The sequence below is a fragment of the Acinetobacter sp. SM1B genome (assembly GCF_003289665.1).
Classification (GTDB): Bacteria; Pseudomonadota; Gammaproteobacteria; order Pseudomonadales; family Moraxellaceae; genus Acinetobacter; species Acinetobacter schindleri.
In genome coordinates this window covers 629,838-648,772 of the sequence record NZ_QMBM01000001.1, presented here as the reverse complement: position 1 = coordinate 648,772, position 18,935 = coordinate 629,838, and the positions used below count along the sequence as shown (strand labels likewise).

Annotated in this window: 17 protein-coding genes; 1 reads left to right on the top strand and 16 read right to left on the bottom strand. The window is 45.7% G+C overall.

Annotation, left to right across the window (positions count from 1 at the left end; translation table 11 throughout):
- Positions 1-165: 165 nt before the first annotated feature.
- The 15 genes from C8322_RS03085 to C8322_RS03015 all read right to left on the bottom strand — a co-directional run bounded on the left by C8322_RS03085 (position 166) and on the right by C8322_RS03015 (position 16,408).
- Positions 166-459 carry a cold shock domain-containing protein gene (locus C8322_RS03085; RefSeq protein WP_103799631.1) on the bottom strand — a complete coding sequence of 98 codons (294 nt, stop codon included), beginning with the start codon at positions 457-459 and terminating at the stop codon, positions 166-168.
- 83 nt (positions 460-542) lie between these two features.
- Entirely contained in the window at positions 543-1,178 is a 636-nt protein-coding gene (upp, locus tag C8322_RS03080) for a uracil phosphoribosyltransferase (RefSeq protein WP_004814701.1), read from the bottom strand.
- A gap of 127 nt (positions 1,179-1,305) precedes the next feature.
- A complete protein-coding gene (nuoN, locus tag C8322_RS03075; RefSeq protein ID WP_005223070.1) occupies positions 1,306-2,850 on the bottom strand; it encodes an NADH-quinone oxidoreductase subunit NuoN in 1,545 nt (514 codons plus the stop codon).
- 3 nt (positions 2,851-2,853) lie between these two features.
- Positions 2,854-4,467, bottom strand: coding sequence for an NADH-quinone oxidoreductase subunit M (gene nuoM, locus C8322_RS03070; RefSeq protein WP_111810376.1), 1,614 nt, complete (start codon positions 4,465-4,467; stop codon positions 2,854-2,856).
- Between the two features lies 1 nt (position 4,468).
- The gene (gene nuoL / locus C8322_RS03065) at positions 4,469-6,358 is read right to left on the bottom strand and encodes an NADH-quinone oxidoreductase subunit L (protein ID WP_104425824.1); all 1,890 of its coding nucleotides are present in this window, start codon (positions 6,356-6,358) and stop codon (positions 4,469-4,471) included.
- Positions 6,355-6,663, bottom strand: coding sequence for an NADH-quinone oxidoreductase subunit NuoK (gene nuoK / locus C8322_RS03060; protein WP_004280769.1), 309 nt, complete (start codon positions 6,661-6,663; stop codon positions 6,355-6,357). The genes nuoL and nuoK overlap by 4 nt, the downstream gene beginning before the upstream one ends.
- Positions 6,663-7,181, bottom strand: a complete 519-nt coding sequence (gene nuoJ, locus C8322_RS03055) for an NADH-quinone oxidoreductase subunit J (RefSeq protein WP_171056685.1) — start codon at positions 7,179-7,181, stop codon at positions 6,663-6,665. The genes nuoK and nuoJ overlap by 1 nt, the downstream gene beginning before the upstream one ends.
- Positions 7,181-7,723, bottom strand: coding sequence for an NADH-quinone oxidoreductase subunit NuoI (gene nuoI / locus C8322_RS03050; protein WP_004785079.1), 543 nt, complete (start codon positions 7,721-7,723; stop codon positions 7,181-7,183). The genes nuoJ and nuoI overlap by 1 nt, the downstream gene beginning before the upstream one ends.
- A gap of 18 nt (positions 7,724-7,741) precedes the next feature.
- The gene (gene nuoH, locus C8322_RS03045) at positions 7,742-8,752 is read right to left on the bottom strand and encodes an NADH-quinone oxidoreductase subunit NuoH (protein ID WP_104425823.1); all 1,011 of its coding nucleotides are present in this window, start codon (positions 8,750-8,752) and stop codon (positions 7,742-7,744) included.
- A gap of 3 nt (positions 8,753-8,755) precedes the next feature.
- On the bottom strand, positions 8,756-11,434 hold the full coding sequence (nuoG, locus tag C8322_RS03040; protein ID WP_104425822.1) for an NADH-quinone oxidoreductase subunit NuoG: 2,679 nt from the start codon (positions 11,432-11,434) through the stop codon (positions 8,756-8,758).
- An 11-nt stretch (positions 11,435-11,445) separates the two neighbouring features.
- Positions 11,446-12,777 carry an NADH-quinone oxidoreductase subunit NuoF gene (nuoF, locus tag C8322_RS03035; protein ID WP_104425821.1) on the bottom strand — a complete coding sequence of 444 codons (1,332 nt, stop codon included), beginning with the start codon at positions 12,775-12,777 and terminating at the stop codon, positions 11,446-11,448.
- A complete protein-coding gene (gene nuoE / locus C8322_RS03030; RefSeq protein ID WP_004785086.1) occupies positions 12,774-13,283 on the bottom strand; it encodes an NADH-quinone oxidoreductase subunit NuoE in 510 nt (169 codons plus the stop codon). Before nuoE ends, nuoF begins: the two co-directional genes overlap by 4 nt.
- A 14-nt stretch (positions 13,284-13,297) precedes the next feature.
- Positions 13,298-15,085, bottom strand: coding sequence for an NADH-quinone oxidoreductase subunit C/D (nuoC, locus tag C8322_RS03025; RefSeq protein ID WP_008307459.1), 1,788 nt, complete (start codon positions 15,083-15,085; stop codon positions 13,298-13,300).
- 90 nt (positions 15,086-15,175) lie between these two features.
- The gene (locus C8322_RS03020; RefSeq protein ID WP_111810375.1) at positions 15,176-15,856 is read right to left on the bottom strand and encodes a NuoB/complex I 20 kDa subunit family protein; all 681 of its coding nucleotides are present in this window, start codon (positions 15,854-15,856) and stop codon (positions 15,176-15,178) included.
- 6 nt (positions 15,857-15,862) lie between these two features.
- A complete protein-coding gene (locus tag C8322_RS03015; protein WP_004814675.1) occupies positions 15,863-16,408 on the bottom strand; it encodes an NADH-quinone oxidoreductase subunit A in 546 nt (181 codons plus the stop codon).
- Positions 16,409-16,810: 402 nt separating this feature from the next.
- Here C8322_RS03015 and C8322_RS03010 point away from each other — a divergent pair, with 402 nt between their 5' ends.
- The gene (locus C8322_RS03010) at positions 16,811-17,167 is read left to right on the top strand and encodes a hypothetical protein (protein ID WP_071321034.1); all 357 of its coding nucleotides are present in this window, start codon (positions 16,811-16,813) and stop codon (positions 17,165-17,167) included.
- 93 nt (positions 17,168-17,260) lie between these two features.
- Here C8322_RS03010 and bfmS read toward each other — a convergent pair whose 3' ends face one another.
- Positions 17,261-18,928 carry a sensor histidine kinase BfmS gene (gene bfmS / locus C8322_RS03005; RefSeq protein WP_171334343.1) on the bottom strand — a complete coding sequence of 556 codons (1,668 nt, stop codon included), beginning with the start codon at positions 18,926-18,928 and terminating at the stop codon, positions 17,261-17,263.
- Positions 18,929-18,935 lie beyond the last annotated feature (7 nt).

The window sequence follows — 18,935 nt, the reverse complement described above, 5'->3', positions numbered from 1 at the left end:
AGTGGAAGGCCATAAGATATATTGTGAGCTTTAGTAGGTATTTTATTGTTTTAGCAACATCGCATAGCATTTAAGTTAAAAAAACCGTTATAAAATTACATTAAATAAAAATCAAATAAAAAGAGGCTCTAAAGCCCCTTTTCAGTTTAAATGGAAAGTAAAAATTTAACGTTTTAAGCTAGACAATAATTCAGTGGTAATTGAAGTATTTACCGCGACAGCCTGGGCTTTTTTCGCTTTCTTGGACTTATCAGCTACGCGTTCAATTTTAATAGCTTTGTACTTATCACCATTTTGAACCACATTAAACTTTACCCGATCATTACGCTTTGGCTCACCTGAGTCTGCAGGAAAATCCGAGATATGGAAAAATACATCACCTTCTGGAGATGAAATAAAACCAAAGCCCTTCTCTGCATTGTATTGTTTGACTTTGCCTTGATATTGTTCAGAACTCATTTACGTACCCTAATCTGACCATTATATTGTTCAGTATATAAAAAAGAGGCTATAAAAGCCCCTTTCCTGTTCATCTTCAAAAATCAGTCTTTTTGAACCGAACCAAAAATCTTGTCACCCGCATCGCCCAGACCTGGAACGATGTAACCATTTTCATTCAAGCCATCGTCCACCGCAGCCGTAAAGATCACCACATCTGGATGTGCTGCTTCAACACGTTTAATACCTTCTGGTGCAGCAACCAGTACCATCACACGAATGTCTTTACAGCCGCTTGCTTTCAGCACATCAATTGCAGCCACCAGAGAAGAACCCGTCGCTAGCATTGGATCAATAATCATCGCAATACGGTTTTGTACATCTGGTACCAGTTTTTTATAGTAAGTCCGTGCTTCTAAAGTTTCTTCATCACGCTCAAGACCCAGTACAGATACTTTAGCGCTTGGAATCAGGTTCAGAAAACCATCCAGCATACCAATGCCGGCGCGTAGAATTGGCACAACGGTAATTTTCTTACCAGCGATACGGTCTACAGTGACTGAGCCGTTCCAACCGTCAATTTCATGCTCAACAACAGGAAGATCCTTGGTCGCTTCATAAGTCAAGAGCATGGTCACTTCTTGAGCCAGCTCACGAAAGTTCTTTGTACTGATGTCTGCACGACGAAGTAAACCGAGTTTATGTCGGATTAAAGGATGACGGATTTCATGGATAGCCACGGGAGAACACCTAAAAGGTTAAAGATAAATTGCTGCTTATTATAAAGCGATTTTCGTTTTTATATAAATAAAAAAGCCCCCTATCGAGGAGGCTTTTTTTGTAATAACGTTCTAATCTTTCGATTAATTAGTTATAACCGCTTTGCACCAGAGTGAAAATGAACTGTTGAAGCTCAGGTGAGATTGCAAAGAAAGCAAGCTTAGAGAATGCAATCATTGGATCTGGATAAACACCCAGGATCAGTACCAGTGCAGCCACTGCCAGCACCATAATACCACCCACTTTTTGACCCCAGTGATTTACAGCGTCAAGACGAGGCGTTTCTGGTGGAGTCATGTACATTACCACCATTACACGCAGGTAGTAATACAGACCAATACCTGAACCCAGGATGACCATTGCAGCAAGGAACCAAGACTCGCCTGCTACCGCAGTTTTTATAACCAGGAACTTACCAATAAAGCCTGCTGTTAATGGAATACCAGCAAGAGACAGCATCATCACCGTTAATACAGCAGTCAATACTGGACGGCGCCAGAACAGACCACGGTACTCAGCCAAACTACCTGCTTCATCGGTGTTGTTGTACGGACTAGACATTAGGGTTACTACACCGAATGCACCGATTGTCGTCAACACATAAGTGATGATATACACATTCACGCTTTCAAATGTCGCGAAGCCCTGGATTTGCAGGAAGTCAGAGTTACGTGCAGAAACGATGGCAACCAGTACATAACCGAAGTGAGCAATTGAAGAATATGCAAGGATACGTTTCAGGTTCACCTGTTTCACTGCCAGCAAGTTACCAGCAAGAATCGAAAGCACTGCAAGGATCGTAATGATGGTGACGAAGCTGTCTGCCAAGATTAAACCTGAAGACAATACATAACGCACAAACAGACCCAACATTGCTACTTTTGCAACAGTCGCAAGGAAAGTTGCAACTGGTGATGGAGCGCCTGCATATACGTCTGGTGTCCACTTGTGGAATGGTGCAAGCGATAGTTTGAATGCCACAGCAAAGACAATTAGCGCAAGACCGATTACCACAGCTGGCTGGCTAAATGCAGAGAACATTTTGCCTGGTTCAGCAGTGAAGTTCAGTGTACCTGTGTACGCATAGATGTAAGCCATACCCATCAGCAGCATTGCAGATGCAGTTGCTGACAATACCAAGTATTTCACACCCGCTTCAAGCGACTGAGAACGTTGATGTGTATATGCCAACAGGCCGTAAACCGGAATCGACATTAACTCAAGGCTGATGAAGAATGAAGCATAGTGCGTGCTTGCCACCATCAACATTGCACCCGCAACCGAACACAACATCAAGATGTAGAGTTCTTCGCGGTTGTCTTTATAGGTTTCAATGTATGCATGTGACAGTGTGCTACACGCAAGTGCAGCAATCAGGATCACAAACTGGTACAGCATCGTAAACGGATCTACGATGAACAGGTTCATCACGTTGGCAGGTGCAAATTTACCCGCCAACAGGACGAAGATCATATATAACGCAGCCAAGTTTAAACCAATAACTGTCGTCGTCGCAACCAGGTTGTGGTTACGCTTAACTGCTGTCACCAGCATTGCAACGATCGCAGTCAACGCCACGATCATCACAGGTGCTAGGGGCATAAGCTCAGAAAAAGACATTGTGAAGTTCATGGCTTATTGGATCTCCACATTTTCAGCTGAAACGGCAGCTTGCTGCACAGCATCAGCTGCTTCAGACACAGGAATGTAGCTATTTGCTAACCACGCCATGCTTGAGTTTGAAATATCAAGGAAGCTTTGTGGGTATAGACCAAGCCATAACAGACCAAACGCACAGATCAACAGGATTACCACTTCACGCGTATTTAAATCTTTCAGCGGATTCGTGTAATGCTGCTTTTGCTCTTCGTTTGGCGTACCAAACAGTGACTTGTGAATCATGATCAGACCGTACAGACCAGCAAACACCAAGCTGATTGCAGCAAGGATTGTATAAGTCGGATATTGACCAAATGCACCCATCAGGATCAGGAATTCACCGATGAAGTTACCTAGACCAGGAATACCCACCAACGCTGCTACGAAGAACATCAGGAAGAATGCTAAGTATGGGAACTGACCGCGCATCCCCCCCATGAGACGCATGTCACGTGTGTGAACACGTTCGTACACCTGACCACACATAATGAACAATGCCGCAGATGACAGGCCGTGAGCCAGCATCATGATCATCAGACCTTGGAAAGTCAGTACGTTACCTGCATAAAGTGCAAGTAGAACGAAGCCCATGTGTGAAATAGATGTGTAGGCTAACAGACGTTTCATGTCGGTTTGCTGGAATGCACACCATGCACCGTAGAAAATACCAATCAGACCCAGAATGATCGCAATGTCTGCAAACTGAGCCGAAGCTGCCGGGAAGAACGGCATAACGAAACGCAGTAAACCGTACGCAGCAGTTTTAATCAGGATACCTGCAAGGTCAACAGAACCCGCTGTTGGTGCTTGCGCATGCGCATCTGGTAACCAGCCGTGTAATGGGAAAACTGGAAGTTTTACTGCAAAACCGATGAATAGGCAGATCATGAATGCATAAGCAACTGCTGGCGCTTGTGTATCCAGCATGTTCGCTACACCCATCAGGTAGTTATAGTCGAAACGGATTTGACCAGTCATGGTGTAGCCTACAGTCACCAGACCGAGGATACCAATCAGCATGACTAAACCAGCCACCTGTGTGTAGATGAAGAACTTGGTTGCAGCGTATACACGGGACTTGCCTTCTGCCCCTTTATGACCCCAAAGTGCGATCAGGAAGTAGATCGGCACCAGCATCATCTCCCAGAAGAAGAAGAACAGGAACAGGTCAATTGCCAGGAATACACCGATTACACCACCCAGAGACCATAAAAGGTTCAGGTGGAAGAAACCAACGTTTTTCTGAATCTCACCCCATGAACAGCCTACTGCCAGCACACCAAGGAGTGCAGTCAAGCCAACCATCAGTAAAGACAAACCATCCACCGCAAGGTGAATGTTAATGCCCAGGGTTTGAATCCAAGGCAATTTGAACTCGGCTGCCCACGTAGGAGCCGCACCGCCAAGTTCATAGTTATAAGTACCCGACTGCCAAAGGACGATGGTCAAGACCAGCGTCACTAACATACCAATCAGCGCGATATAACGCGGAAGGTGTTGGTCGAGTTTATCGACCAACCAGCAAATAAAACCTGCAATGAACGGAATGAGGATCAGAGCCGGCAAAATAATATTGTTTGGAGCTTCCATTTTATTTCCCCACTACCTGAATCACGAGCAAGATCATCAGTAGGACAACGACACCGAGCCCCATACTAGATGCATATTCACGCAGTGAACCTGTTTGACGTGAACTGGTAAAGCTATGACCACCTTTAACCAGTGCAGGTAGCACTAGCCAGAAGCCATCAATTGGATCACGGCCGAACAGTTTCGCGAAGAACAAATAAGGCTTCACAAAAACGATGTCATACAGCTTGTCGAAACCAAGTGCATTACGGCAGATGTTGGCAAGACCCGCACCCAGAGAAGTTTTCGCAAAAGATTTCACAGCATTGTAAGCAAAAGCAAACAGCACTACGCCAATTGCAAGACCTACCAGTGCAATACCTACTGCTGTGTACTCTGCAGTATGCATGCCATGTTCAAGTGCTTCCGGAATTTCAAATGCAGGAAGTTTAGCCGCATTCAAAATGCTTTCCACAGGCGCTTTTAATGCCGCACCCACGAAAGTTGAAAGTACTGCAAGAATTGCCAATGGACCCCAGTAAGTTACACCCTTGATTGCGTGGTAAGGTGTGTTTTCTTTACCGAAGAATACAACCCAGATTAGACGGAATGTATAGATCGAAGTCAGGAACGCACCGATTACACCCACCCAGTAAAGTGTGCTGTAAACTGCGATTGATTGACCTTGTACCCATACCGCACCCAGGATTGCATCTTTTGAGAAGAAGCCCACAGTGATGAATGGAATTGCAGCCAATGCACCGCCACCAATGGCGAAACATGCAAACAGGAACTTGTTCTTGTAGAACAGACCGCCCATCTTGAAGATGTTTTGTTCGTGGTGGTAAGCCAGAATCACGGCACCAGAAGACAAGAATAATAATGCCTTGAAGAATGCGTGAGTTAGCATGTGGAACAGACCCGCCTGGTATGCTTCAGCACCTACAGCCATAAACATGTAGCCCAACTGACTCATCGTTGAGTAAGCCAAAATACGTTTGATGTCTGTTTGTACCAATGCAGCAAAACCAGCTACCAGTAATGTCACCGCACCAGTAATCGAGATGAACATCATCACTTCAGGCGCAAGCTCAAATACTGTGAATAGACGACAGCACAGGTAAACACCTGCTGTTACCATTGTCGCAGCGTGGATCAATGCAGAAACAGGAGTCGGACCTGCCATCGCATCTGCCAACCATGTTTGTAACGGGATCTGCGCAGATTTACCAGCAGCACCTAGGAACAACATTAGTGCAGTCCAGATGGTCAATGATGAGCTTTGAGTCATCACAGTCGCAGCATTTTCTACGATGTACTGAGTATTCAATGTACCGAATTGCTGGAACAGCAAGAACATGGCGATCAACAGGAATACGTCACCAATACGGGTAACGGTAAATGCCTTGATCGCTGCCACACCGTTTGCAGGGTTTTGGTAGTAATAACCAATCAGCAGGTAAGAACACAGACCTACACCTTCCCAACCCAGGAATAACAACGCCAGGTTGTCACCCAGTACCAGCAATAACATGCTTGCAACGAACAGGTTGAAGTAAGAGAAGAAACGTGCGAAGTCTTGTTCACCACGCATGTACCATGATGCAAAGATATGGATCAGGAAACCAACGCCTGTCACCATGCCCAGCATTAACAGAGACAAACCGTCCAGGTGCAGGCTAATGCCCGGTGCAAAACCATCGACATTGAACCAGGTCCAAAGAGGTTGTACTACTGCGGTAGAACCAGTGTTGACAAAGTCCATACCCGCAATGAGTGCGAACAATGCCGATAACCCCACAGCCCCTACACCAATAATGGCTGCAACTGTTTCAGGAAGCTTATGACGCCCTGCCGCTAAAAGGACGAAGCCAATGAGCGGGAATAAAATTGTTAGATATAAATAACTCATCCGCGCATCTCACTAGCAGCATCCACATCCAGATGATGGAAGCGATGATAGAACTGAAGGACGATCGCAAGACCGATACATGCCTCTGCCGCAGCAAGGGTCAGAATCAGAATAAACATGATTTGACCATCAGGCTGTGCCCATGCACTGCCCGCCAGGACGAATGCCAAAGCAGCGGCATTCATCATGATTTCAAGGCTCATTAAAATGAATAGCAGGTTGCGTCGCACCATTACACCGTAAAAACCCAGTGCAAAAAGAATGGATGCAACGATCAAACCATGCTCTAAAGGAATGTTGCCCATTATTGTTGTTCCTCTTCTGCACCTGGTTCACGTTTACCCAAATGGAATGCTGCAACAAGTGATGCAAGCAATAACATCGCGGCAACTTCTACCAACAATAAGTATTGCGTAAAGAGTGATTGACCTACCGCTTTAGGACCGACCATTTCAGTGCCCATTACCATTGAAGGCTGCACGTAATCTGATTTAAGTACCCAAACCAGGATCAGACCAATCAGGAAGCTCATCAATGCCGGATAAGCCCAAGCCGATGAAGTCAACCATTTGCGTTCCTGAGCAACAGTCTGTTCGCCCAGGTTCAGCATCATTACCACGAACACGAATAACACCATGATCGCACCAGCATAAACGATGACTTCAAGCGCACCCGCAAAGGGTGCACCCACGATCAGGAACAGTCCTGCTACAGCAAGGAGTGAAACGATCAGGCTTAATAAAGCATGTACCGGATTCGTGTTAGTTACCACACGAACCGTAGAGACGATGGCCACAAGGGCCATTAAATAAAATGGCCACATCATGGTAATAGACTCCGTACATCAACAGGTGCACTTTCACGCTGTGCCTGACCTTTGTCCTTACCAGCAACTGCCATACCGGTTACACGGTAGAAGTTATAGTCAGGATATTTACCAGGACCAGAAATCAGCAAGTGTTCTTTTTCGTAGACTAGGTCTTGACGAACATATTCGCCTAATTCGAAATCTGGTGTCATTTGAATCGCAGTCGTAGGACATGCTTCTTCACACATGCCGCAGAAAATACAACGAGAGAAGTTGATACGGAAAAATTCCGGATACCAACGACCATCTTCACGTTCTGCTTTTTGGAGTGAAATACAGCCTACCGGACATGCAACCGCACACAGGTTACATGCCACACAACGCTCTTCGCCATCTGGGTCACGCGTTAATACGATACGACCACGGAAACGTGGTGGCACGATTTCTTCGGCTGGCACTTCCGGATATAAAATGGTGTCACGTTTGCGCGTTGCATGGGTAAATACCATAAACAACGTACGAACGATTGACCCGAATCCAGCTAGAAATTTAAACATTTTGTTCTCCCTGCTGTCTTAGGCCTGATTCAACAGAATCACAGCACCAGTCACCAAAAGGTTAACCAACGCCAATGGCAAGCAAATTTTCCAACCAAAGTTCATCACTTGGTCATAACGTGGACGCATTAAAGAACCACGCGCCAATACAAACATCATTACGAAGAATGCTGTTTTAATAATGAACCAGAATGCTGGTGGAAGGAAATCAAAACCAAATGGTGCTAACCAGCCACCGAAGAACAGGGTTACGATCAATGCAGAGATCAGTACTACGTTCACGTATTCCGCAACGAAGAACATACCCCATTTCATACCGCCATATTCTACGTGGTAACCTTCCGCCAGTTCCTGTTCCGCTTCTGGTTGGTCAAATGGGTGACGGTGAGTTACCGCAACACCTGCAACCACGAAGATCAGGAAGCCTAAGAACTGAGGAATGATAAACCATACATCTTTCTGTGCTTCTACGATTTCACGCATGTTGAATGAACCGGCAATTGCCACTACACCCATCAGGGAAATACCCAGGAACACTTCATAAGAAATAGTTTGTGCTGCTGAACGTAGACCACCAAGCAATGCGTATTTGTTGTTAGAAGACCAACCACCAAACAGTACTGCATATACCGCAATACCTGCCATTGCCATGAAGAACAACAAACCGATACTCATGTCTGCAACACCTAGATAAGGTGATACAGGAATAACCATGAATGACAGCACCGCAGTTGCCATCGCAACTGCTGGAGCCATACGGAAAGTCAATTTATCAGCAAATTTTGGTGTCCAGTCTTCCTTGAACATGATTTTCAGCATGTCGGCAACAATCTGGAACATACCGCCCGGACCGACACGGTTCGGACCGTAACGGTCTTGCCATAAGCCGAGTAAACGACGTTCAATAAAAGACATCAACGCAGCGATCAGTACTACAACCAGTAAGATCACGATCGCTTGAAGTACTGAATAGGCGATTGGCCAGTTTTCAGCCCACAGCGGCGTTTGACGGATTAATTCTTGTTCCATGAATTACGCTCCTACCGCGACTGAAACAGGCTCTGCAAGAGATACCGTTGGTGCAAGACCAATTGGGTAGCCAATATAACCTGTTGGTAAGTATTCAATCACTTGTACAGGAAGAACGATTGAAGCCTCGCCTGCTTTCACAGTGATCTTCTGACCGTCTTGCAGGTTCAAGCGTGTAGCATCCTGTTCGCCCACTGCAAATACTGCGTCAGGAATACGTGATTCCATTGCCGGAGTTTTAATGGTGAACTCGCCAGATGCAAAGATGTGATGCATTGGTACCAGACGGAAGCTTTCAGCATTTACAAGCACAGGTGCTGGTGCAACGAAGCTACGTGCTGGACGTTTTGGTAAACGGTCGAATAAACGAACGCCTGAATCACCGCCTTTTAAGTGACCGCCCACTTCATCCTGGTATTTGTTCCAGGCTTGTGGTGAGTTCCAGCCTGCAGCCCAAGCAAATGGTACCAGTGAAGATGGAGTCTCATCACCGACATAACCTTCCATAGAGAATGTTAATGCACTGTCTTTATCAGTAGGCTGTTTCGGCTCATGTACAGACAATGGCGCACGCATCGAAGTACGACCTGAATAACGACGTGGTTCACGTGCCACTTTCAGACCATGGACACGAAAGCCTGCATCTGGTGCTACATCCAGAATACCTTCAAGTGCAGGAACGTTGCTTGCTACTGACTCGATCACATCATCCAGCACAGTCCAAGAAATCGCTTTGCCTTGTACGCCTGTTTCCAGTGCGTGTAACCAGCGCCAAGATTCTTTGATTGCCAGTTCCGGGTTGTAGTAGTTAGGGTCATACACTTGGTAGAAACGTTGTGCACGGCCTTCTTGAGAAACGACAGTACCATCACCTTCAGCAAATGAAGCAGCAGACAATACAATATTGGCTTTCTTCACAGTCGCAGTTTCAGAGTGATCCAATACGATCACCTGTTTGCCTGCAAGCGCAGCATCAACCTGAGCTACTGGTAAACGACGGTATAGATCGTTTTCTACAATTAGGACAGTGTCATAGTCTTGTGCAAATGCTTGTTCAAGACTTTGACCACCGAAGATTGCCAGCCCCATTGAGTTCACTTCAGGAACAGTCAAGGTCAAGCCCGCATTACCTAAGTTTTGTGCTACTTGTGCAGCAGCTTCCATGATAGTTGCGTCTTGTAGACTTGTGCCAGAGATGATCAGTGGCTTCTTCGCAGCTTTCAGCGTATCTGCTATGGTTTGTGCAAATGCTTTCGCATCGTCATCAAGACCAGTGATGACTTCACCTTTCACGCCCGCAGCAATCGCGAAGCCTAAACGTGCGATATCGTTTGGAGAAGCAACCACTTCACCTTCCGCAACGTCAGACAAACGTGTTTGTGTTGCAGCCAGAATGTAAATCGGAGATTTCGCATCTTGGGCAATACGTTGTACAGGTTCAGCCAGCCATTCTTGGGTACGGCGCTCTGCAGCCATTTCCTTGCCTTTATTTTTCGCAGCTTGACGAACAGATAAAGCCATACGTGGCGCAGTTTGAGTCAGGTCTTCACCCAGAATCAGTACCGCATCATAGCTTTCGATTTCACGCATGTTCGGGTTATAAACACCCTCGGTTTGCATAATCGATGCAGCCAGTTCAACCAGATTTTGCTCTTTTTGAGCCATACCGGTTGAGTAGTTGTCTTGACCAACTAATTCACGTAGTGCGAAGTTAGCTTCAAGTGATGCACGTGGAGAGCCGATCCCCAGAACTTTTTTGCCTTGGATTTTCGCAATTACGGTATCCAGTGCAGTATCAACAGAAACTGTTTCTACATTTGTACCAGTACGGAACTGTGGCTGACGCGGACGGTCTTTACGGTTTACATAACCGGTACCGAAACGGCCTTTATCGCACAGGAAGTATTGGTTCACTTCACCGTTGAAACGGTTTTCAACGCGACGAAGCTCGCCATAACGCTCACCTGGAGAGATGTTACAACCTGAAGAACAGCCATGACATACGCTTGGTGCGTACTGCATGTCCCATTTACGGTTATAGCGTTCTGAGTGAGTCTTATCGGTGAATACACCCGTTGGACACACTTCGGTCAGGTTACCTGAGAATTCAGATTCCAAAGTACCTGATTCCGGACGACCGAAATAAACGCGAGAAGCGTTCGCATATACGCCGAAATCTGTACCGCCCGCATAGTCTTTGTAATAACGAACACAACGGTAACATGCGATACAACGGTTCATCTCGTGCGCAATGAACGAACCAAGTTCTTGGTTGTAGTGCGTACGTTTGGTGAAACGGTAACGACGACGGTCGTGTTGAGTCATTACTGTCATATCTTGCAGGTGACAGTGACCACCTTCTTCACAGACTGGACAGTCGTGCGGGTGATTGGTCATCAAGAATTCAACAACAGAAGCACGGAAATCTTTCGCTTCTTTGTCTTCAATCGAGATGTAGGTATTGTCAGCAGCCGGTGTCATACATGACATGACCAAACGACCACGCGTATCTTCTGGATTCGCGTATTGAGTCACAGCACATTGACGGCAAGAACCGACAGAACCTAAGGATGGATGCCAACAAAAGTATGGGATGTCGATGCCAAGACTCAAACATGCTTGCAGCAAGTTTTCCGAGCCGTTGACTTCATACGATTTTCCATCGACATGAATTGTAGCCATAGTCGAATTCCTTAAGCTTGTTCTACGTTGCGGGTTTGAGCGGCAGCATTTACGACTTTCGCTTCAAATTCGCCACGGAAATGTTTGAGTGCGCCCATTAACGGTTCCATAGCACCTGGTGCGTGAGCACAGAAAGTTTTACCAATCCAAAGCTTACGAGTCAGTTCTTGTAAGTGATCGATATCTTCTTTCTTGCCAGTACCATCTTCAAGTGCTTTAAGCGCTTTCACCGCCCAAGGTAAGCCATCACGGCAAGGTGTACACCAGCCACATGATTCACGCGCAAAGAATTCTTCTAGGTTACGTGTTGCTGAAACCATACATTGAGTTTCATCAACCACCATGAGCAAACACGTACCCAGACGTGAACCTGCTTTCATGATGCTTTCCGCATCCATCGGAAGATCGATATGCTCAGCAGCCAGGAAGTCAGTTGATGCACCACCGGGTAACCATGCTTTCAGCTTCAAGCCGTCACGCATACCACCAGCATGTTCTTCAATCACTTCACGTGCAGTGGTACCGAATGGCAGTTCCCATAGACCCGGGAATTTCACCCTACCTGAAGCACCATAAATTTTTGTGCCAGGATCTTTCGATTTGCCTGCAGACAGACCGATGTACCATTCTGGGCCACGCAACATGATGGCTGGCAAGTTGTTGTAGGTCTCTACGTTGTTCACAATTGTAGGACGACCCCAAGCACCTGCAACCTGCGGGAATGGTGGTTTGGTACGCGGGTTTGCACGGCGACCTTCAAGCGAGTTAATCAATGCAGTTTCTTCACCACAGATATAACGACCCGCACCGGTATGCACGTGTAACTCGAAGCTCCAGCCAGAATCCAGGATGTTGTCACCCAGATAACCTTTGGCACGAACCTGTTCAAGCGCTTCGTTCAGGTATTTCGCCGCTTCGATGTATTCACCACGGATGAAGATATAACCTTGAGTTGCTTCAAGGGTATAAGCTGCAATCAGCATACCTTCGATCAGCTGGTGAGGAAGATCTTCCATCAACAGACGGTCTTTGAAGGTACCTGGTTCCATCTCATCGGCATTACAAATCAGGTAACGTGGACCTGAATTGTCATTTGGCGCCATCAGCGACCATTTGATCCCTGCCGGGAAGCCTGCACCACCACGACCTTTTACGGTTGCTGCTTTTACAACTTCCAGCACTTCTTTCGGTGTCATAGACAGGGCTTTTTTAAAGCCTGCATAGCCTTCAAGCGCTTCGTAATCATCAACGTGACGGACATTTGCTTGTTTGCTCAGACGCCAAGTCAGTGGATGCGTTTCCGGGTTACCGTCGCCATAAATTGGTTTTGGTTCGGTATTCATACATACTTCTCCAATAACTGTTTAATTGATGTCACTTCCACGAGACCGTGAGTGTCTTCATCAATCATGAGGGTTGGACCTTTGTCACAGTTACCTAGGCAGCAAATTGGAAGCAAGGTAAAACGGCCATCCGCTGTGGTTTGGCCGAACTGGATACCCAATTCACGCTGGAATGCTTCTGCTAAAGTCTCCGCACCCATCAAGAAACACGCAATTGAGTCACACAGTAAAATTACGTGACGACCCACTGGCTGACGGTAAATACGGTTATAGAACGTTGCAACCCCTTCCAAATCGGCAAGGCTCATGCTGAGCATTTGCGCGATGGCATTCATTTGAGCATCGTCTACCCAGCCATTACGGCGTTGTACACATTTGAGCGCATCAAGACACGCTGCACGTGGGTACGGGTAATGCCCAATGTGATGTTCAATTTCGTGGATTTCTTCCGAAGTTAAAATCCCTTCAACATTCACACGTGGCTTTTTATCAGTCAAAATCATCATAATGCGTTTACCCCTTAGCGATCCACGTCAGCCATTACGACGTCGATTGTCGCTAAATAAATGATTAAGTCAGATACAAGACTGCCGTTAATCACAGAAGGCATTTGCTGTAAATGCGTGAAAGTTGGTGTACGAATACGGGTACGGTAACTCATGGTTGACTTGTCTGAAGTCAGATAATAAGTCGACGCACCTTTCACCACCTCTGCCATCACAGATGATTCACCTGCAGGCATTACAGGGCCCCAAGAAACGCTTAAGAAGTGCGTAATCAAGGTTTCAATATCTTGTAATGTTTTGTCTTTTGGTGGTGGAACAGCCAGCGGATGGTCCGCTTTGTACGCGCCAGAAGGCATATTCTCTAGACACTGCTTAATGATTTTCAGTGACTGTTCGATTTCACGGAAGTGAACAATCACACGAGCATATGCATCGCCTTCGTACTCAACTGGCACTTCGAAGTCATAGTTTTCATAACCACTGTATGGACGGTATTTACGAACATCAAAGTCGATACCTGTCGCACGCAGACCAGTACCTGTTACACCCCATGCCAATGCAGATTTCGCATCGTACTGAGCCACATTACGGGTACGACCCATGAATACAGAGTTTTTCAGTGCTGCAGTATAGTATTCGTTCAAACGTTTAGGCATCCAGTCGAGCAAGTCTCGAACCAGTTTTTCCCAACCATTTGGCAAATCATGTGCAGTACCACCGATACGGAACCATGCTGGATGCATACGGTAACCAGTAATCGCTTCCACGATGTCATACACTTTCTGACGGTCAGCGAACATATAGAATACTGGGGTCATACCGCCGGCATCCTGAATCGCAGTACCGATGTACAGCAAGTGGTTATTGATACGGAACAGTTCCGACATCATGACACGAATACATTGTGCGCGGTCTGGCACAGTAATACCTGCCAGTTGTTCCACACCCATCACATACGGCATGTTTTGAGCACAACCACCTAAGTAGTCCACACGGTCAGTATAAGGAATGAATGAATGCCAAGTTTGACGTTCAGCCATCTTTTCCACACCACGGTGGTGATAGCCAATATCTGGCACACAGTCTTTCACTTCTTCACCATCCAACTGCAAAATTACACGGAACGCACCGTGCGCAGATGGGTGGTTAGGACCCAAGTTCAGGAACATGAAGTCTTCGTCTTTATTACCACGCTTTAAGCCCCAATCTTCAGGAACAAAGCGAAGGTGTTCTTGCTCGAAGTCTTGTTTGGCTTGGTTCTGCATATACGGTGTATATTCCGTTGCACGTGCAGAATATTCTTTACGTAGCGGGTGACCTTCCCAGTAGGTTGGCAACAAGATACGACGGAGCATTGGATGCCCTTCGAAATTGATGCCGAACATGTCATAAGCTTCACGCTCATACCAGTTCGCATTTGGCCAGATATTCGTTGCGGTCGGAATATTCAGATCGCTGTCGCTTAATGCAACTTTAATACGAATGTCACAGTTACGCTCTAAAGATAATAAATGATAGAACACTGTGAATTCTGACGCAGGCAAACCGTCACGGTGCGTACGTAAACGCTCATCTACTGCAGACAAGTCGAATAGCATCACGTATGGACGTGGCACGGTACGCAAGAACATTAGTACTTCTTGTACACGTGCGCGCTCAACCCAAACTGTCGGGAAATCCTCGAAAGTCGTTTGCACAAAGAAGTTCTCACCAAACTTGGTTTTGAGCTCTTCAATGATGGCAAATGCTGGGCGTGAATCAACTGCTGTTGATTCTGGCATAGCAATGTCAGTTTCAGCCATTGGCTTGGCTTCCTATTTAATACAAATTCAGTCAACCTAAACGACAACTACACCCATAGCGGGTGCACAACAAAAAACCGGTCGTTTAAATTATTTAATTTCATCCATAGAGCGTAAGTTCTTCACAGCCACACGCTGGTCTTTCTTACGGTCACGTTCCGGTATCATCTTTGGCTTATACACTGGCTTAAGATCATCACCGATTACCGCAGACAGCGGACGACGCTCTAATTGAATTTGGTCTTGTAACAGCATTAATGCCTGGATCAATGCTTCAGGACGTGGTGGGCAGCCCGGAACGTATACATCTACCGGAATAATTTTATCCACGCCTTGTACAACTGAATAAATGTCGTACATACCACCTGAGTTGGCACATGCACCCATTGAAATAACCCATTTCGGTTCAAGCATCTGTTCATACAGACGTTGAATCACCGGAGCCATTTTCACGAAGCAGGTACCTGCAACAATCATCAAATCCGCCTGACGCGGTGAAGCACGAATAACTTCGGCACCGAAACGTGACAAGTCATGCACGCCAGTTAAGGTCGTTGCATACTCTACGTAGCAGCAAGATGTACCAAAGTTGAACGGCCAAACTGAGTTCTTACGACCCCAGTTTACTGCAGTGTGCAGCACATCTTCTAAGCGAGTCATGAATACGTTTTTATTCACTTCTTCTTGTAGTAACGGATCGTCGACAACAATACGTTCCTGAAGTGGATATTGATCAGCATCCGGATTCGCACGGGTTAGAGTGTATTTCATCCCGGGTTACTCCTTATCAGATAATGGAGCCGGTGAACCTTTCACACGACCAGATGATTGAGCTGGAATTTGACCAGTCGGGTCTATAACCAATTCTTCAATTGAGTTGAAGCGAGTGATTTCTGCGATATCCATGTTTGGCGAACCAATCTTAGTTTTAACTCCTGTCGCCTTACGTTTGTCTGAAGGTGCCCAGTTAAGTGCGCCGGTGGATAATTCGTAAATCAAACCGACAAGTAAAACTAAAATAAAGATAGCTGCAGTTGCAAAACCAATCCAACCCACTTCACGAACAGAAACTGCCCATGCATATAGATAAAGTGCTTCTAAATCGAATACGACGAAGAAGATTGCAACTAAATAGAATTTTGCAGACAAGCGGATACGAGCTCCACCTGCGCTGACTACGCCTGACTCAAACTGCTCCTGCTTAGCACGGCCCCATGATTTACCCCCGAGGAGTAATGGGACAGTGAGCATAAAGACGCATAAAAATGTAACGCCGATCACGAAGGCAATAATTGCCCATTCGTATGGAGTAATGGCACTCATGCGGGGATAACTCCTGGCAGGCCTATGTATTAACAAAGAATGTATGTATTGGCCTTCAAATACACCAAACACAAAATTAATCCCGCCAATTGTACCTGATTTTGGATTTCACTTGCTAGCTTATAAGCCTTAGTCTTTTGGATGATTTTTTAGACGAATACCCGATTTTTCTAGGTTCTATCGCCCATGTTGCGAAATAATCGCTTTAATAAATCAAAAACAATATATTCATTATTTTTTCCAAAATCAGTTTAATTATTTTAATGGCTGATTCTACTGAAATATAATTACTGCCTGTGAATTGTGTACTTTTTGCAACCACTTGCATCTGCAACTTCATCCCTTTATCGCTTTGTGTTATTCCTATAAACAGCATAAAAATGAACAAGAAGGATTGAATATATGAGTTTAAAGTTCACCCATAAACCTGATTATTTTCTCTATGCCCAGCTATTTGTTCGACATCTTGAAAACTATATTGTGAAGCATCCTGAGGAAAACACTCCTAATTTCAACTTGCAGGATATTTATGATCTGTTTGGCAAGGATTTCGCTTCTGCCTCGACAAATTTAGAAGGCATTTTAAATATTGCTGATGAATATCGCGTGGAAACTCTGCATGGCGACCAAAAACTGATTCAGAGCTATAGCATCGATGGAAAGTACAATAAACTTCTGATGAATCTGAATTCGGAAGCGGCCAAAAGTTTACGCGAAGGTAAACCGATCATTGAGCCCGATGCTGAAATCCATAAATAAAGCAAATTATAAAACCTGAGTGCTTTCATTAATTAGCCTCAATAAAAAAACGATGCGGATGCATCGTTTTTTTTATAATCCACAGACACCTTTTTATAAGGAATCCAGGTCTTCTTTATGCTCTTCAACAGCCTTAAAGCGGGATTTCTTCTTATAACGTTGAGCTGGCCAGCTCATGGTAAAGCGTGCACCACCCAGTGTCGGACTTTGATCGACCTGAATCTCTCCACCAAACCAGTAGGCAATCCGGCTGACAATAGACAAGCCCAAACCATACCCCCCTGAAGCACGGGTACGACTATCATCCAGTCGAGCAAAAGCTTCAAAGATACGAGCACGGTCAGCTTCCGGAATCCCCGCACCATCATCTTCTACACAGATATAAGCCTGTTGATTGGCATCAATACCACCGCTAATCATGATTCTTTCATCACAATAGCGCACAGCATTCCCGACCAGATTTTGTACCACACGATGTAGATAACGACGCTCAGCTTCAACCTCGATATCCATCGGCACCTGATGCAGTTCGATTTTCTTGCCAGTTTTTAGCGCTTCAGTTTCAGCTACAACCTGATCCAGCATTTCATGCAGATTAATCTTCTCGAAATCAAGGGAAGGTGTACCCTGCTCCAGTTTGGCATAGGTCATGATCTCATCAATCAGCTTGTTCAAGGCCTCGATGTCTTTATCGATCTGTTCCATCTGTTGCAAACGATATTCATAGTCATCTTCATCTGCCAGCATTTCCATGGCAAAACGGATCCGCGCAACAGGTGTCCGCAGTTCATGTGAAACTGCACGCATCAACTCACGCTGAGCTTCGATCAGACGCTGAATATGATCTGACATGGCGTTATAGCTGGATGCCAATAATGCCATTTCATCCTTACCATCTATCGCCAGTCGTACCGACATGTTACCGGACTTCATCTTGTTCAAGGCATAGCTAACTTCACGCAGCTTACGTTGCATCGGCACCAGCAAACCATATACCCCCAGACTCAGCACAAACATACTCAGCAAGGTAATCCCGGCTGCCAACTGGAATGGCATCCAGTTAAATAATGGCACTGGCCCCATTACCAGCACTTCAGACGTCGAGCTAGGAATAGGAGAAATGATCGAAATTGTAGTACCGCGAATTGAGGCACTATCACGATATAGAATAATGCTGTGATCTAGACGCAAACGTCCAATCTGCTCGGAATCTAGTGGCAGGCTCTGGACATTTTCGATCGAGATTGGATAAGAGAAATAGTCCTGAATTCGCTTCAGGTATTCTTTTTCCTGACCTGGGTAGTACACCAGATAATCCAGAATAAAGACCGGTAAAGCCTTCATCTGACGTTCAGTAATATTATCCGCCTTAATATAAAGATAATGACTTGGATCATCACGTAGCCCGATGACAATATAAGCTACCCCGGTTTTGGCATCCCAACGCACGACTGCCTTACGGTTAGCCAGACGTCGACCTTCCGCCCGGGTAATATCCACTTTACTGGATTCGACATAGTAGATCGGTAATTCCAGCAGATCAGACGCATCTGAAACCCAATCCATCTTTTGCTGCAGATTAGGCTGTCTCGCAACCCCCTCACTGATGATATACGCCATACCATCAGTCAGGGATTCACGATACTCCTGCGCACGCTGGTAGTTGATGATCTGTACCAGCAGATAGCTGAATACTGCCACCAGGACCACAAGCATTACCAGGCCTGCGTATATCCGCAAAAATATACTGTGTTTAAACACCTATTAA

Bases quoted from the DNA above. Each gene is read 5' to 3' on its own strand.
- C8322_RS03085 (WP_103799631.1), bottom strand. From the start codon at position 459: ATGAGTTCTGAACAATATCAAGGCAAAGTCAAACAATACAATGCAGAG.
- nuoN (WP_005223070.1), bottom strand. From the start codon at position 2,850: ATGAACTTCACAATGTCTTTTTCTGAGCTTATGCCCCTAGCACCTGTG.
- nuoM (WP_111810376.1), bottom strand. From the start codon at position 4,467: ATGGAAGCTCCAAACAATATTATTTTGCCGGCTCTGATCCTCATTCCG.
- nuoL (WP_104425824.1), bottom strand. From the start codon at position 6,358: ATGAGTTATTTATATCTAACAATTTTATTCCCGCTCATTGGCTTCGTC.
- nuoK (WP_004280769.1), bottom strand. From the start codon at position 6,663: ATGGGCAACATTCCTTTAGAGCATGGTTTGATCGTTGCATCCATTCTT.
- nuoJ (WP_171056685.1), bottom strand. From the start codon at position 7,181: ATGTGGCCATTTTATTTAATGGCCCTTGTGGCCATCGTCTCTACGGTT.
- nuoI (WP_004785079.1), bottom strand. From the start codon at position 7,723: ATGTTTAAATTTCTAGCTGGATTCGGGTCAATCGTTCGTACGTTGTTT.
- nuoH (WP_104425823.1), bottom strand. From the start codon at position 8,752: ATGGAACAAGAATTAATCCGTCAAACGCCGCTGTGGGCTGAAAACTGG.
- nuoG (WP_104425822.1), bottom strand. From the start codon at position 11,434: ATGGCTACAATTCATGTCGATGGAAAATCGTATGAAGTCAACGGCTCG.
- nuoF (WP_104425821.1), bottom strand. From the start codon at position 12,777: ATGAATACCGAACCAAAACCAATTTATGGCGACGGTAACCCGGAAACG.
- nuoE (WP_004785086.1), bottom strand. From the start codon at position 13,283: ATGATGATTTTGACTGATAAAAAGCCACGTGTGAATGTTGAAGGGATT.
- nuoC (WP_008307459.1), bottom strand. From the start codon at position 15,085: ATGGCTGAAACTGACATTGCTATGCCAGAATCAACAGCAGTTGATTCA.
- C8322_RS03020 (WP_111810375.1), bottom strand. From the start codon at position 15,856: ATGAAATACACTCTAACCCGTGCGAATCCGGATGCTGATCAATATCCA.
- C8322_RS03015 (WP_004814675.1), bottom strand. From the start codon at position 16,408: ATGAGTGCCATTACTCCATACGAATGGGCAATTATTGCCTTCGTGATC.
- C8322_RS03010 (WP_071321034.1), top strand. From the start codon at position 16,811: ATGAGTTTAAAGTTCACCCATAAACCTGATTATTTTCTCTATGCCCAG.